This window comes from Aeromonas dhakensis (assembly GCF_000820305.1).
Taxonomy (GTDB): domain Bacteria; phylum Pseudomonadota; class Gammaproteobacteria; order Enterobacterales; family Aeromonadaceae; genus Aeromonas; species Aeromonas dhakensis.
In genome coordinates this window covers 41,217-56,017 of sequence record NZ_CDBH01000025.1, presented here as the reverse complement: position 1 = coordinate 56,017, position 14,801 = coordinate 41,217, and the positions used below count along the sequence as shown (strand labels likewise).

Below are 14,801 nucleotides of genomic sequence, written 5' to 3'. Positions count from 1 at the left end.
GTGAATTATCACAGTATAAATCGACGGATCTGGCGCCAACTTGAGCCTTTGTTAACAAACTGCCAACAAAAAGGGGCGCCATGCGCCCCTTGTGATGTCAAAAGCCTCAAAGTCGGAAGTTGCCGACCAGCTTGTCCAGCTCGCCGGAGAGGTGCTGCAGGCTGCGGCTTGACTCGGTGAGCTGGTGGGCGATGTCGGCGGTCTCCATGGTGAGCTGGTTGATGTCTTCCACGTTGCGGTTGATCTCGCCCACCACGCTGGACTGCTCCTCGGTGGCGGTGGCGACCTGGATGTTCATGTCGCTGATCTGGGTGATGTGTGCGGTGATCTGGCCGAGGGCGCCGTTGGCCGCATCGGCCTGGGAGACCACTTCCAGGCTCTGGTTGCGACCCTGGGCCATGGCGCTGACGGCGCGGGCGCTCTGCTCCTGCAGCCGGTTGATCATACCCTGGATCTCGGCGGTGGAGGCGGCGGAGCGGCTGGCGAGGTTGCGCACCTCGTCGGCCACCACCGCGAAGCCACGGCCCTGCTCGCCGGCGCGGGCCGCCTCGATGGCGGCGTTGAGCGCCAGCAGGTTGGTCTGCTCCGAGATGCTGCGAATGGTGTCGAGGATGCTGCCGATGGAGTCGGTCTGGCTGGCCAGCGACTCGATGACCCCGGCCACCCCTTCAATCTCGCCGGAGAGGCCGACGATGCCGTGACGGGCCTGGGCCACCACCACGGCGCCGGCATCGGCCTGTTCGTTGGCCTGCTTGGCCACATCAGCCGCCAGCGACGCATTGCCGGCGATTTCACTCACGGTGGCCCCCATCTCGTGGATGGCGGTGGCCACCTGCACGGTGCGATCCCGCTGGGCGGTGCAGTTGTGCTGGGTCAGCTGGGCCTTGGCGGCCACCTCGTTGGCGGTGGCGGCGAGCTGGCGGGAGTTGTCGGCCACCTGCTCGATGGAGCCGTGGATCTTGGCGACGAAGTTGTTGAATCCGGTGGCCACCTGGGCCAGTTCATCCCGCCCTTCCACCTTGAGGCGCTGGGTCAGATCGCCGTCGCCGCTGCCGAGTTCGCGGAACAGGCGGGCCAGCTGGTTGAGCGGACGGCTCACCGAGCCGGCCAGCAGCATGCCGAGCAGGCCCATGCCGGCGGCGATAGCCAGGCTCACCAGCAGGATGTGCAGGCGGGCGCGGTCTAGCTCGGCATAGATCTCCGCTTCCGGCACCTGGGCCACCAGATACCAGTCGAGCAGCGGGATATAGCTGCTGGCCAGCACCACCGGCTGGCCGTCGATCTCGGCGTGGGTGGCGGCAAAGGGCTGCTTGTTCAGCAGGTTGGTGCTGCCGCTTGCCAGCTGGGCCAGGCTGTCACGGTCGATGCGGCTGGCGTCGGGGTGTAGCTTCACCTTGCCGCTGCCGTCGGTCATGAAGACGAAGCCGCTGTCGCCGATGCGGAAGTTGGCGAGCATGCTGACCATGCTGTCGAGGGACTTGGCGAGACCGGCAAGGCCGCGGCCATTGAGTTGCTGGAAGTTGACGAACAGCTTCACCTCGCCGTTGCTCTCGCGAAAGATGCTGAGCATCAGGTCTTGCTGGCTCTTGGTGTAGCCGTAGAACCAGGCGTCCTGCTCCGGGGTGAGGTTGCGCAGGAAGCCATCCTGGTTGTAGTAGGCGGCGCTCTGGCGATCGGCGAAGGAGGCGGTGACCAGACCATACTGGCTCGTCATGTCCTTGAGCTGGTTGATGAGGATGGACTCCTGCTCCTTGGGCATGCCGCGCTCGACCCAGTCCAGCACGAAGCGATCGTTGGCCAGTTGCCTGGCGGCGCCGGCGACCGAGGTGAGATCCTTCTCGATCTCCTTGCCGATGCGCTGGGTCAGGTTGGGCAGCTCCTGCTCGAACATGCGGGTTTCGATCAGTTGCTGGGCCGAACGCTGGCTGAAGTAGCCTACCAGCAGGCAGGAGAGCACCACGGCGAGGGTGACCGTGGCCAGGATTTTCTGTTTGAGTGTCAGGCTTGCAAGCATAAGAGTGACTCGGATGGATGAACGCGGGATTGAGCACATATTAGCGGCAGCCCGGCGCCACCCTTGATAGGCCGGCCCACTTTATTGATGGATTACGTTTGCGCTCACATCGCCGCCTGGCCGGGCCGTACCCGCCTGCGTCGGAATGCGCGCCGATAACCCGTACCAACTGTTGCGGTTCGCTTTGCGCACCTTATAGTAGGCTTCACTGCCTAGCTGGCTCGCCCTGGATTCAATGGAAAATCATATGCGCATCTTTCGTCGAGGATGGAACCCCCTGTTCCTGATTTTGCTGGCCTGTCTGCCGCTGATGGCGGCGGCCCAGCCCGAACGGCCCAAAATTGCCCTGGTACTCAGCGGCGGCGGCGCCAAGGGGTCGGCCCACATCGGTATCCTCAAGGTGCTGGAGCAGAAGCGCATCCCGGTCGACATCATAGTGGGCACCAGCATGGGCTCCTACGTGGCGGGCATGTACGCCATGGGGCTGAGCGCCGAAGAGGTGGAGCGCACCACCCTGGCCATCGACTGGAACAAGGGCTATCAGGACAAGGTAGGGCGCGACGAACTCTCCCTGCGCAAGAAGCAGCAGAGCGAACAGTATCAGCTGCGCACCGACATCGGCATCAACGGCGACTCGGTCCAGTTCCCCGACGGCTTCTTCCAGGGCCAGTCCATGGCCAGCCTGCTGCGCCACGCCACCTCCAACCTGCCGGTACAGAAGAGCTTCAACGATCTGCCCATTCCCTACCGCGCCATGGCCACCGACATGGAGACGGTGACTCCTTTCGTGCTGGACCACGGCAGCCTGGCCAAGGCGATGCAGGCCTCCATGTCCATTCCCGGCGCCCTTAAGCCGGTGGAGTGGGAGGGGCACATCCTGGCCGATGGCGGCACCGTCAACAACATGCCGGTGGACGTGGCCAAGGCGATGGGGGCCGACATGGTGATCGCGGTGGACATCAGCGCCAGGCTGCGCACCCGCGAGTCCCTGAAGTCGGGGCTCGCCATGATCGATCAGCTCACCACCTACATGACCCAGGTCGGTACCGAGAAACAGAAGGCGCTGATGGGGCCAGACGACATTCTGCTGACACCCGAGTTCGGCAACATGGGCATCGCCGACTTCGCCCTGATGCCGGAGGGGATCAAGCTCGGGGAGGAGGTGGCCAACCGCGCCTCGGCCCGGCTCGACAAGCTCTCCCTCTCGCCGGCCGCCTATGCCGCCTATCGCAACCAGAAGCTGAGCCGGCGTGCCGAGCGCAGCGGCCAGCCCGCCTACTACATCGACAAGGTGGAGATCATCAACAAGTCCCGTCTTTCCGACGAGACGGTGCGCGCCATGCTGAAGGTGCGTCCCGACAAGATCCAGACCAACGAGAGCCTGGAGGCGGGCATTCGCCGGCTCTATGCGCTGGAGTCGTTCGATCGCATCACCTACGAGGTGGTGGAGCGGGGTGGCGAGAACGTGCTGGTGGTCGACGCCAGCGAGAAGAACTGGGGGCCGGGCTACCTCAACTTCCAGTTCGGCTTCTCCGATGATTTCGAGAGCAGCTCCAATTACAACGTGGGCATGTCCTACACCCTCACCAACGTCAACGACTGGGGGGGCGAGTGGCTGACCGAGGCATCGCTCGGTACCGCCAAGCACTTCAAGACCGACTTCTACACCCCGCTGGAGCCCTCCCAGACCTTCTTCGGCGAGGCGAGCCTGGCCTATGACAAGACCCAGCGCCGCATCTTCATGCCCGAGGAGACGCGGGCGGCCGATGGGGTGAGCTATGTCGATTCCGAATACAGCTTCACCAGCGTCGATCTGGCGGTGGGCTGGAATCGTCAGCCCTGGAGCCGTCTCTCGCTCGGGCTGGAGGGAAAAATGGGGGACATCGACATTCGCAACGTGGCGGATGCCAAGGTGGATGCCTCCTCCTGGGGCCCCTATGTCCGTTTCGAGCACGACACCCTCGACAGCCGCTACTTCCCCTATCAGGGTGCCTACTGGGACATCAAGGGGGGTTACTCCGCCGTCCGGCTGGATGACAGCAGTGACATCAATGATCGCTACGAGGGGGTCAACTACCACCTGGCGATGATCAAGCCCTGGTCCTGGGACAGACACAGCCTCAACCTGCTGCTGGAGGGAGGGGGCTCCACCTCCCAGGAGGAGTACCCGCTGTTCGTGCAGGATCTGGGCGGACTGTTCCGCATGTCCGGCTTCCAGCGCTACCAGCTGAGCGGCCGCTACAGCCTGTTTGGCGGGCTGCGTTACATCTACCGGGTGGCTGACAACGACTTCGGCGCGCTGCGGGCCCCACTCTATCTGGGGGGCTCCATCGAGCAGGGTGGGGTGTGGAACAGCGGCAGGGATATCAGCGTGGAGAGCTCTTTCACCGCCGGCTCCGTCTACGTCGGGGTGGAGAGCTTCCTCGGCCCCATCTTCCTCGGCTACGGCATGGCGGAGGGGGGCAACGACATGTTCTATCTGCAATTGGGCAGCACGTTCGAATAACGGGAAAATGATGCCTTTTTGTTAACTTATTTCTGGTGTGCCATTTATCCACTTGTAAAACATCAGCAAGTTTAGATGGTTATGTCGTTTTGATGAATATCTGTACAGGCTTTGGATTTTAATTAGTCGTTAAAACTTATATAGTGGGGGGCACCCTACGGGTGTCCCGCAAGGACGATCGCCGCGAGCGTGGGCGAACCCCAAAAAAAGACCAAAGAGGAATTAGTCGTGCTTGAAACATACCGTAAACACGTCGCAGAACGTGCCGCCGAAGGCGTGGTTGCCAAACCTCTGGACGCAGAGCAGGTCGCCGCCCTGGTTGAACTGCTCAAGAACCCGCCCGCCGGTGAACAAGACTTTCTGAAAGAGCTGTTGTCCTCCCGTATTCCCCCAGGCGTTGATGAAGCGGCCTATGTCAAAGCCGGTTTCCTCACCGCCGTCGCCAAGGGCGAAGCCCACTCTCCCATCCTCACCGCTGCCGAAGCCGTCGAGCTGCTCGGTACCATGCAGGGTGGTTACAACATTCAGCCGCTGATCGACCTGCTGGACGACGCGACCCTGGCTCCTCTTGCCGCCAAGGGCCTCTCCCACACCCTGCTGATGTTCGACTCCTTCCACGACGTGGAAGAGAAGGCCAAGGCCGGTAATGCCCACGCCAAGCAGGTAATGCAATCCTGGGCCGACGCCGAGTGGTTCCTCTCCCGCCCCGAATTGGCCGAGAAGATCACCGTCACCGTGTTCAAGGTGACCGGCGAAACCAACACCGATGATCTGTCACCGGCGCCGGACGCCTGGTCCCGCCCCGACATTCCGCTGCACGCCCTGGCCATGCTGAAGAACGCCCGTCCCGGCATCACCCCGGACAAGGATGGCGTCATCGGCCCCATCAAGACCATCGATGCCCTGAAAGAGAAAGGTTTCCCGCTGGCTTACGTGGGTGACGTGGTCGGTACCGGCTCTTCCCGCAAATCCGCCACCAACTCGGTGCTCTGGTTCATGGGCGACGACATTCCGTTCGTGCCGAACAAGCGTGCCGGCGGCGTTTGCCTCGGCGGCAAGATTGCCCCCATCTTCTTCAACACCATGGAAGATGCCGGCGCCCTGCCCATCGAAGTGGATGTCTCCAAGCTGGAAATGGGCGATGTCATCGACATCTACCCGTACCAGGGCAAGATCTGCAAGCACGGCACCGACCAGGTGCTGGCCCAGTTTGAACTGAAGACCGACGTGCTGATCGACGAAGTGCGCGCCGGTGGCCGGATTCCGCTGATCATCGGCCGTGGCCTGACCGACAAGGCCCGCGAGGCGCTGGGTCTGCCGTTCTCCACCGTGTTCCGTCGTCCGCAGCCTGTCGCCGACACCGGCAAGGGCTTCACCCTGGCCCAGAAGATGGTGGGCAAGGCGTGCGGCGTGAAGGGCATCCGCCCGGGCACCTACTGCGAACCCAAGATGACCACGGTCGGTTCCCAGGACACCACGGGCCCGATGACCCGCGACGAGCTGAAAGACCTGGCCTGTCTCGGCTTCTCCGCCGACCTGACCATGCAGTCCTTCTGCCACACCGCGGCCTATCCCAAGCCCATCGACGTGCAGACCCATCACACCCTGCCGGACTTCATCATGAACCGCGGCGGTGTTTCCCTGCGTCCGGGTGACGGCGTCATCCACTCCTGGCTGAACCGCATGCTGCTGCCGGATACCGTGGGTACCGGTGGTGACTCCCACACCCGTTTCCCCATCGGCATCTCCTTCCCGGCGGGCTCTGGCCTGGTGGCCTTCGCCGCCGCTACCGGCGTGATGCCGCTGGACATGCCGGAATCCGTGCTGGTGCGCTTCAAGGGCGAACTGCAACCGGGCATCACCCTGCGTGACCTGGTCCATGCCATCCCCTACGCCGCCATCCAGAAAGGGCTGCTGACCGTCGAGAAAGCGGGCAAGAAGAACATCTTCTCCGGCCGCATCCTCGAGATCGAAGGTCTGCCGACCCTGAAGGTGGAGCAGGCGTTCGAGCTGGCGGACGCCAGCGCCGAGCGCTCCGCCGCCGGTTGCACCATCAAGCTGGATAAAGAGCCGATCATCGAGTATCTGAAGTCCAACATCGTGATGCTGAAATGGATGCTCTCCGAAGGCTACGGCGACGTGCGCACCATTACTCGCCGCATCAAGGGGATGGAAGAGTGGCTGGCCAACCCGGTGCTGATGGAAGCGGACAAGGACGCCGAGTATGCCGAGATCATCGAGATCGATCTGGCCACCATCAAGGAGCCGATCCTGTGTGCGCCGAACGATCCGGACGATGCCCGCCTGCTGAGCAGCGTGGCTGGCGATCAGATTGACGAGGTGTTCATCGGTTCCTGCATGACCAACATCGGCCACTTCCGCGCCGCCGGCAAACTGCTCGAGAAGTATCAGGGCGAGCTGCCGACCCGCATGTGGATCGCCCCGCCCACCAAGATGGACAAAGATCAGCTGACCGAAGAGGGCTACTACGGCATCTTCGGCCGGGTCGGTGCCCGCATCGAGATCCCAGGCTGTTCCCTCTGCATGGGCAACCAGGCGCGGGTAGCGGAAGGGGCCTCCGTGGTCTCCACCTCCACCCGCAACTTCCCGAACCGTCTGGGCAAGGGTGCCAACGTCTATCTGGCTTCTGCCGAACTGGCTGCGGTTGCCGCCATCCTCGGCAAGATCCCGACCGTGGCGGAGTACCTGCAGTATGCCAAGTCGCTGGATGCCACTGCCGCCGATACCTATCGCTACCTCAACTTCAACGAGATCGCCTCCTACACCAAGAAGGCCGATGCGGTGATCCTGCAGCAAGCGGTATAAGGGGAGGCGCCGACAGGGCGCATCCGTACTGACTCCAAGCCCCGGCCCGTGCCGGGGCTTTTGTTTGTCTCGCTGTCAGCAGCTGGTCAATCTTTGCGCATGTTAGGGCCTGATTCAGCATCGGCTGTTAAGGTGGGCTGCCATGTTTGCTGTATGGTCCCGCCATGTCGATGTCGCCGCTCAACCTGGATTTCTCCCGTACCTGGCTAAGGTTCGGATGCACCTTGCTGCTGTTCATGCTGCCCTTTTCGCTCGGGCTGTGGACCATCTACCACGGTCATCTGCAGACGCTGGATCGCCAGTCGCAACGCTCGGCCCGGCAGGCGGTCACCCTGATGGAGACCATGCTGACCCACGCAGAGGGGGCCAACCAGGCCTTGCGTCCCTTCGTTGACAAACCGTGCGAGCAGGCCCTGTTCACCCTGCGCCAGCAGGTGGCGCTGGTGCCCTTCGTGCGCACCGTCAACCTGGTGGGGGAGCAGGGGATCTACTGCAACTCGCTGTTTGGTGCTATCCAGTGGCCGGATCGGCTCGAGCACTACAGCGGTGGCCGGCTGCGGTTGATGGCCGGCAATCAGGTGAGGGCCGATCACCCCCTGCTGGCGCTGCGCGACAGCGAGGGCAAGGGCGCCATCTTCAGCACCATAGACGGCGACTACCTGCGCTTCATGCTGGTGCTGAGTGGCCACCCCTGCACCCTGCTGTTGCACGTAGGCAAGCAGTGGCTGGATGAGCGGGGCGTGCTGAGTGAAGAGCCGCAGGCGCCCTCCATGCTGGCCGGCCATGAGATCCGCTCTGCCCGCTACCCGCTCTCCATCTATGCCGGGCACGAGCTTCCTTCGCTCTGGCGCTCCCTCTGGCAGACCCGCCCCTGGGCCATCCTGCTGCTGCTGGGGATCTGCTTCGGCTTTGCCCTGCTCATCTGGTGGTTGCTGGGGCGACCCCGTTCCCCCGGGATCGAGCTGGCTCGTGCCCTGCGCAACCGGGAGTTCGTACCCTATCTGCAACCGCTGGTGGAGGCGGGGAGTGGTCGGGTGATGGGAGGCGAGGTGTTGATGCGCTGGCAGCACCCGACGGCCGGGCTGATCCGCCCCGATCTCTTTATCCCCCAGGCGGAGGCGAGCGGACTGATCGTGCCGATGACCACCCTGCTGATGGAGGAGGTGGCCCGCGAGCTGAGCATGGCGCGAGAGCTGGTGCCCCAAGGCTTTCACATCAGCTTCAACATCAGTGCCGTCCACTGCCGCGACATGACGCTGCTTGCCGGGTGCCGGCGTTTCCTCGATCACTTCGCGCCTGGCCAGGTGGTGCTGGTGCTGGAGCTGACCGAGCGGGAGTTGCTGGTGGCGGATCCCAAGACGCTGGCGCTGTTTCGCCGGCTCGACGAGATGGGGGTCAGGCTGGCCATCGACGACTTTGGTACCGGCCACTCCAGCCTGCACTATCTGCAGCAGTTCCATGTGGACTATCTCAAGATAGACAAGTCATTTATCGGCAGGATCGGCACCGAATCCCTCTCCGAGCACATAGTCGACAACGTGATCGATCTGGGAACCCGGCTCGGTCTCGCTCTGGTGGCCGAGGGGGTGGAGACGCGCCGGCAGGCCGACTACCTGAGGGGCAAGGGGGTCGACTACCTGCAGGGCTATCTGTTTGGCCGCCCGCTACCGCTGCGCGAATTTCAGGAGGTGCTGCGCCACTCCTGCGTCGATCCCGCGCGGCAGGCGCTCTCGGCCTGAGTCGTCAGGTGAGGGCGTGCAGCCACTCCGCCAACCTGGCGTGGGCACTGCCGGGGGCGGGAGGCGCGGGGGCGAGCAGGTGATAGCCGGTGCCATCCGCAATGAAGCCGAGCGGCGCCACCAGCAGGCCGGCTTCTATGTCGTCGCACACCTGCCGGTAGGGGCCGATGGCGACTCCCAGCCCGGCAACCGCCGCCTGCAGGCTGAAGTAGAAGTGCTCGAAGGTCTGCCCCGGTGCCTCCTCGCCGGCGGACTGGCCGGCGTGCTGCAGCCACTCCTGCCAAGCCCCCGGCCGGGTCTTGGTGTGCAGGCGGGGGGCGCCAGGGCGCAGGGCCGGGCCGTTGGCCCCCGTCTCGAAGAAGTGCGCCACCTTACCCGGCTGGCAGACCGGCCCGGTCAGCTCCTCGAACAGCGGCTGGCTGTAGAGCTCGGCGGGCCACTGGAAGTCGTTGCGCCGGATGGCGAGATCGATGCCGCTGCCGAAGTTGAGGGCGCCGCCACCGGCCATCAGGTGTACGTCCAGCTCGGGGTGCAGGGCCTGGAAGGCGGGCCAGCGCGGGATCAGCCAGCGCATCAGCAGGGTCGGCTCGCAGGAGATGACCAGCGAGGATGGCCGCCCCTGTTGGCGCAGTGCCTGCGCCGTCTGGCGGATGCCGCCCAGCCCCTCCCTGACCGCCTGATAGAGCCGTTCGCCCGCCTCGGTCAGAAAGACCCGGCGCTGGCGCCGCTCGAACAGCATGACTCCCAGATCCTCCTCCAGCAGGCGCACCGCCCGGCTGACGGCTCCGTGGGTGAGGTGCAGCTCGTCGGCGGCGCGGCTGAAGTGTTCGGTGCGGGCCGCCACCTCGAAACAGCGCAGCGCGGTCAGGGCGGGCAGCGACAGGCTTTTCTGTGAATTATTCTCACCGTTCATGTCAGAAGTTATCGTTCGTTATTGGCATCATGGCCAAATAAAATAGCCGATATTCCATGTAATCAGGACTATTTTCATGACCGAACTGTTAGCCGTAGTGGCCATTACCTTCTTTGCCGTCATCAGCCCCGGGCCCGACTTCGCCATGGTGTCGCGCAACAGCCTGCTGCTCTCGCGCCGCAGCGGGGTGCTGACGGCGCTCGGCATAGGTGCCGGGGTATGCGTGCACGTCACCTACACCCTGCTCGGGGTGGGGCTGTTGATCCAGCAGTCGCTCTGGCTGTTCAACCTCATCAAGCTGGCGGGAGCCGCCTACCTCATCTTCCTCGGCATCAAGATGCTGCGGGCCAAACCGGCAACCGACGAGATGCTGGCCGAGCAGCCTGCCCTCTCCAGCCTGGGGGCGCTGCGCACCGGTTTCCTGACCAATGTGCTCAACCCCAAGACCACCATCTTCATCGTCAGCCTGTTCATGCAGGTGGTGCAGCCGCAGACACCGCTGGCGGTCCAGCTCGGTTACGGCGCCTTCATCGTGCTGGCCCATGCCGTCTGGTTCAGCGCGGTGGCGATCTTCTTCTCCACCGACTCGGTACGGGGTCGGCTGCTGGCGGTGCGCCACTGGATCGATCGGGTGTTTGGCGCTCTGCTGGTGGGATTCGGCATGTTGCTGGCACTGACCCAGCAGACGCGCTGAGGCGAGGGGAGAGGCGCTCTCCCCTATCCACCCCCGACTGTAGGGGCTTGTTTTTCATGCCTTGTGGTCCGCTTTTCGGTAGAATTGGCGCTCATTTTGACGTCAATAAAGATGAGGGGCGGTATGACGGTCAGGTTCCAGGCATTTCACAGCATCAAGGCGATAGGTCAGCGAGAGGTGCTGTTCAACTGGTCCAGGACCAATCCCCTCGGCGCACTGGAGCAGGTGTGGCGTCCGAAGAATCGCGACGAACTGCAGCAACTGCTGCGGGAAAACCCCGAGCGCAAGCTGCGCCTCATCGGCTCCGGCCTCTCCTTCGAACCCATCCACAGCGTCTATGCCGAGGGCAGCCAGGCGCTGCTGGTGGACTTGCACCACCTGCGCGGTCAGCTAGGGCAGACCGCCGACACCGTCACCTATCAGGCGGGCACCCCGCTCGACACCGTCTACGCCGATCTCATCGCCATGGAGCGTATGCTGCCGGCTTCCCCCGGCGTCATCGGCATCCAGACCCTGGGCGGGGCGCTCAGCACCGGCACTCACGGCCAGGGGCTGCACCAGTCCGCCCTCTGTGATGCGGTGGCGGCCCTGACCGTGATGTTGGCCAGTGGCGACATCATCCGGGTGGATCGTACCGACCCCCGCTTCGGTGCCTTCGTGATGGGGATGGGCATGCTCGGCATCCTGCTCGACGTCACCCTGCAGACTGTGCCCAACCGCATCATGCGTTGCACCAAGTTCACCACCGACTACCCCTTCCTGCTGGAACACAACGAGCGGCTCAACCGCGAGCACACCTTCGTGAAAAGCTGGTGGTTCGCCTGGACCGGCGAGAGCCACATCTGGCTGGTGGACCCCGCCTCCGAGGAGGAGGTGGCCCGCTACCGCGCCGGTGGCAGCGAGCCGCTGCTGCTGGAGGGCGACATCGACGCCCGCATGAACGCCACCATAGATGCCACCCTGCAGAAGATGGCCAAGGACACCAAGGATGAGGCGCTGGCCGGCGAGCACTTCGAGACGGTGCGCCGCTTCAAGGATGCCTCCGATCTGGTGGGCAACGTCTACCAGATCCTCTGCAAGGGGATCCCGGCGCCCCAGATCAATTGCGAAGTGGCGGTGCCGCTGCATCGAATGAACGAGGCGCTGGAGACCCTGCAGGCGTGGCAGCAGGCCAACCCCGGCGTGCTGCACTACCCCTTTATCCTGCGCTGCACCGGCCCCTCCGAGGCCTGGCTCAGCGCCGCCTACGACCAGTCGGTCTGCTGGATCGGGTTCCTGGTCTATCTGGCGGCGGACGGCACCTTCGTCAACGGCTCCATGGAGCAGATGCGCGAGCTGCAGCAACTGCTGGTGCCGCTCGGCGGCATCCCGCACTTTGGCAAGCACCTGGCGATGGATCTCTACGACTTCCCGGCCCTGCTGCCGCGCTGGCACGACTTCCTGGCCCTCAAGGGCGAGCTCGACCCCCACGGCCGCTTCGAAAACCGCTGGCTCGCCGACCTGTTTGCCAACCGGTAAGGATCTGACATGACCGATATGCAAGATACCCGCATCCCAGTGACCCTGCTGACCGGCTTTCTCGGCAGCGGCAAGACCACCTTGCTCAACCACTGGGTCAAGCAGCCCGAGCTTGGCGAGTGCGCTGTACTGATCAACGAGTTCGGCTCGGTGGGGCTGGATCACCACCTGGTGCAGCAGGTGGACGAGCAGGTGGTGCTGCTCGATTCCGGCTGCATCTGCTGCTCGGTGCAGGGCTCCTTGGTGGAGGCGCTGCAGGGGCTGTTTATGAAGGCTATTCAGCGCAAGATCAAACCGTTCAAGCGACTCATCATCGAGACCACAGGCCTCGCCGATCCGGCCCCCGTGCTGTTCACGTTGAGGGAGGAGGGCTTTATCGCCCAGCGCTATCGCTTCGACGGTACCGTCACCGTGGTAGATGCCGGCCATATCGAGCAGCAGCTGGCGGCTCAGTATGAAGCGGTGAAACAGGTGGCGCTGGCGGATCTGCTGGTGGTGAGCAAGGGCGATCTGGTGGATGAGGAGACGCTGGCACGGGTGGAGGCCCAGCTGGCGACCCTCAACCCGGCGGCCCCCATCGAGCGGGTCAGCAATGGGGTGCTCTCGCCCGCCGTGCTGGAGAAGCTGGGCGCCTACAACGAGGCGGCCGGGCGCGACGTGCGCCAGCTGCTGGCCTGGCTGCGCACCGAATCCCCGAAACAGGGGCTGGCGTCGCCGATGCAGCCGAAGATGAAGCCGTTCGCCGCCAAGGTGGGCACGGCCGCGCCGACCCACTTCGAGCACGGCAATATCGAGAGTTTCTCCCTGCGCATCGGCGAGCCGCTCAAGCCCTCCCGCCTGCTGGCCGCCATCGACGCGGTGCAGGCGCAATACGGCGATGCGCTGCTGCGGCTCAAAGGCATCTTGCAGCTGGAAGGGGAGAGCCAGCCGGTGGTGATCCACGGCGTCCACGGTCAGCTCTATCCGCTGCAGGCGCTGGGGGAGTGGCCGGAGGGCAAGGCCCAGTCCCGGCTGGTGTTCATCGTGAAGAGTCAGGACAAGGCGGGCATAGAGCGGTTGTTCCTTGATACCCTCAAGGCGCCCGAGCCCAGCCTGGAAGAGCAGCTCAGAGCCATGCTCGGCCAGCCTGATGCCTGATGTAATGAGATGACCCGCGCTTGTGCGGGTCTTTTTTTGTCTGAAGAGGAGGTGGCTGCAGATGCCCGATAGCACACACATGGTGACCCCTGCCCAGCGCAAATGGCTGCCGCCGCTCACGGCGGTCGGTTTCTTCATGCAGACGCTGGATGGCACCATCCTCAACACCGCCCTGCCCAGCATGGCCGAGACCCTGGGCGAGAGCCCGCTGCAGATGCAGTCGGTGATCATCGCCTACATGCTGACGGTGGCGCTGCTCATTCCCGCTTCCGGCTGGCTGGCGGACCGATTCGGTACCCGCCGCATCTATCTGGCCGCCATCCTGCTGTTTACCCTGGGCTCTCTGGCTTGCGCCGCCGCCAACTCCCTGCCGGTGCTGGTGGCCGCCCGGGTGCTGCAGGGGATCGGTGGCGCCCTGCTGATGCCGGTCGGCAGGCTGGCGGTACTGCGGGTCTACAGCAAGCACGAGCTGCTGCGGGTGATGTCGTTCGTCACCATCCCCGGCCTGGTAGGGCCGCTCATCGGCCCGGCACTGGGTGGCTGGCTGGTGGAAGTGGCGAGCTGGCACTGGGTGTTTCTCATCAACCTGCCGGTGGGGTTGCTCGGCTTCATCGCCAGCTGGTACTTCATGCCGGACTTGCGCCAGAGCACGGCCAAGTTCGACTGGCAGGGATTCGTGATGTTCAGCGCCGGCATGGTGCTGGTGTCGGTGGGCCTGCAGGGGCTGGGGGAGCACAGCATCTCCACCGGCTGGGCGCTGTTTGCCCTGCTGTTCGGGCTGGCCGCCATGGCGAGTTACTGGCTCTACGCCGCCAATGCCGAGGAGCCGCTGTTCGGGCTGGGACTGTTCAAGACCAGCACCTTCGCCATCGGCATCTGGGGCAACCTGTTCGCCCGCCTCGGCAGCGGCGCCATGCCGTTTCTCACCCCGCTGTTTCTGCAACTGGGGCTTGGCTTCTCGCCGAGCAAGGCGGGGATGACCATGATCCCCACCGTGCTGGGGGCCATGCTGACCAAGACGCTGGTGAACAAGCTCATTCCGCGCATCGGCTATCGCCGCATCCTGATCGGCAACACCCTGGCGCTCGGGGTGATGATCGCCAGCTTCTCCCTCATCGACAACCAGCTCCCCTACGGGGTGCTGCTGGGCTGGCTGATGGTGTTCGGCGCCATCAACTCGCTGCAGTTCTCCGCCATGAACACCCTGACCCTGCAGGATCTCAGCCCGGAGTTCGCCAGCAGCGGCAACGGCCTGCTGTCGGTGGTGATGCAGCTCTCCATGAGCCTGGGGGTGGCCATCGCCGCCAGCCTGCTGGGGCTCTTCTCTGCCGGCTCGTCGGCGGCGGATGGCCAGTGGCTGGGAGGCTTTCACCTCACCTACCTCTGCATCGGCCTGATGTCGATGCTGGCGGCGCTGATCTTCGCCCAGCTGGCGCGGGACAAGCGCTGAGCTG

Annotated in this window: 9 protein-coding genes; 7 read left to right on the top strand and 2 right to left on the bottom strand. The window is 64.2% G+C overall.

What is annotated here, in order from left to right; all coding sequences use genetic code 11:
* Positions 1 to 106: 106 nt before the first annotated feature.
* Complete coding sequence (locus BN1143_RS04725) at positions 107 to 2,014, bottom strand: methyl-accepting chemotaxis protein (RefSeq protein WP_042049831.1); 1,908 nt, start codon at positions 2,012 to 2,014, stop codon at positions 107 to 109.
* Between the two features lie 247 nt (positions 2,015 to 2,261).
* On the opposite strand from BN1143_RS04725, the gene BN1143_RS04720 reads away from it, so the two are divergent.
* From BN1143_RS04720 to BN1143_RS04710, 3 genes are all read left to right on the top strand, one after another.
* Positions 2,262 to 4,520: a patatin-like phospholipase family protein gene (locus BN1143_RS04720; protein ID WP_042049830.1), complete on the top strand. Its 2,259-nt coding sequence runs from the start codon at positions 2,262 to 2,264 to the stop codon at positions 4,518 to 4,520.
* 228 nt (positions 4,521 to 4,748) lie between these two features.
* Entirely contained in the window at positions 4,749 to 7,346 is a 2,598-nt protein-coding gene (gene acnB / locus BN1143_RS04715) for a bifunctional aconitate hydratase 2/2-methylisocitrate dehydratase (RefSeq protein WP_005305603.1), read from the top strand.
* A gap of 164 nt (positions 7,347 to 7,510) precedes the next feature.
* Positions 7,511 to 9,085: an EAL domain-containing protein gene (locus tag BN1143_RS04710; protein WP_052444022.1), complete on the top strand. Its 1,575-nt coding sequence runs from the start codon at positions 7,511 to 7,513 to the stop codon at positions 9,083 to 9,085.
* 4 nt (positions 9,086 to 9,089) lie between these two features.
* Here BN1143_RS04710 and BN1143_RS04705 read toward each other — a convergent pair whose 3' ends face one another.
* On the bottom strand, positions 9,090 to 9,998 hold the full coding sequence (locus tag BN1143_RS04705) for a LysR family transcriptional regulator (protein ID WP_042049829.1): 909 nt from the start codon (positions 9,996 to 9,998) through the stop codon (positions 9,090 to 9,092).
* Positions 9,999 to 10,074: 76 nt separating this feature from the next.
* Here BN1143_RS04705 and BN1143_RS04700 point away from each other — a divergent pair, with 76 nt between their 5' ends.
* The 4 genes from BN1143_RS04700 (at position 10,075) to mdtD (ending at position 14,797) form a co-directional block, all read left to right on the top strand.
* Positions 10,075 to 10,692 (top strand): LysE family translocator, encoded by a 618-nt coding sequence (locus BN1143_RS04700; protein WP_042049828.1) that lies wholly within the window; start codon positions 10,075 to 10,077, stop codon positions 10,690 to 10,692.
* Positions 10,693 to 10,815: 123 nt separating this feature from the next.
* Positions 10,816 to 12,210, top strand: coding sequence for a D-arabinono-1,4-lactone oxidase (locus tag BN1143_RS04695; protein ID WP_042049827.1), 1,395 nt, complete (start codon positions 10,816 to 10,818; stop codon positions 12,208 to 12,210).
* A gap of 9 nt (positions 12,211 to 12,219) precedes the next feature.
* Complete coding sequence (locus BN1143_RS04690; protein WP_042049826.1) at positions 12,220 to 13,347, top strand: CobW family GTP-binding protein; 1,128 nt, start codon at positions 12,220 to 12,222, stop codon at positions 13,345 to 13,347.
* A 61-nt stretch (positions 13,348 to 13,408) separates the two neighbouring features.
* Positions 13,409 to 14,797: a multidrug transporter subunit MdtD gene (mdtD, locus tag BN1143_RS04685; RefSeq protein ID WP_005305583.1), complete on the top strand. Its 1,389-nt coding sequence runs from the start codon at positions 13,409 to 13,411 to the stop codon at positions 14,795 to 14,797.
* Positions 14,798 to 14,801: the final 4 nt, after the last annotated feature.

What these genes read in the sequence shown, in the direction of transcription:
- BN1143_RS04695 (WP_042049827.1), top strand. Translation starts at nt 10,816, where the DNA reads ATGACGGTCAGGTTCCAGGCATTTCACAGCATCAAGGCGATAGGTCAG.
- BN1143_RS04725 (WP_042049831.1), bottom strand. Translation starts at nt 2,014, where the DNA reads ATGCTTGCAAGCCTGACACTCAAACAGAAAATCCTGGCCACGGTCACC.
- BN1143_RS04690 (WP_042049826.1), top strand. Translation starts at nt 12,220, where the DNA reads ATGACCGATATGCAAGATACCCGCATCCCAGTGACCCTGCTGACCGGC.
- mdtD (WP_005305583.1), top strand. Translation starts at nt 13,409, where the DNA reads ATGCCCGATAGCACACACATGGTGACCCCTGCCCAGCGCAAATGGCTG.
- BN1143_RS04710 (WP_052444022.1), top strand. Translation starts at nt 7,511, where the DNA reads ATGTCGATGTCGCCGCTCAACCTGGATTTCTCCCGTACCTGGCTAAGG.
- BN1143_RS04700 (WP_042049828.1), top strand. Translation starts at nt 10,075, where the DNA reads ATGACCGAACTGTTAGCCGTAGTGGCCATTACCTTCTTTGCCGTCATC.
- BN1143_RS04720 (WP_042049830.1), top strand. Translation starts at nt 2,262, where the DNA reads ATGCGCATCTTTCGTCGAGGATGGAACCCCCTGTTCCTGATTTTGCTG.
- BN1143_RS04705 (WP_042049829.1), bottom strand. Translation starts at nt 9,998, where the DNA reads ATGAACGGTGAGAATAATTCACAGAAAAGCCTGTCGCTGCCCGCCCTG.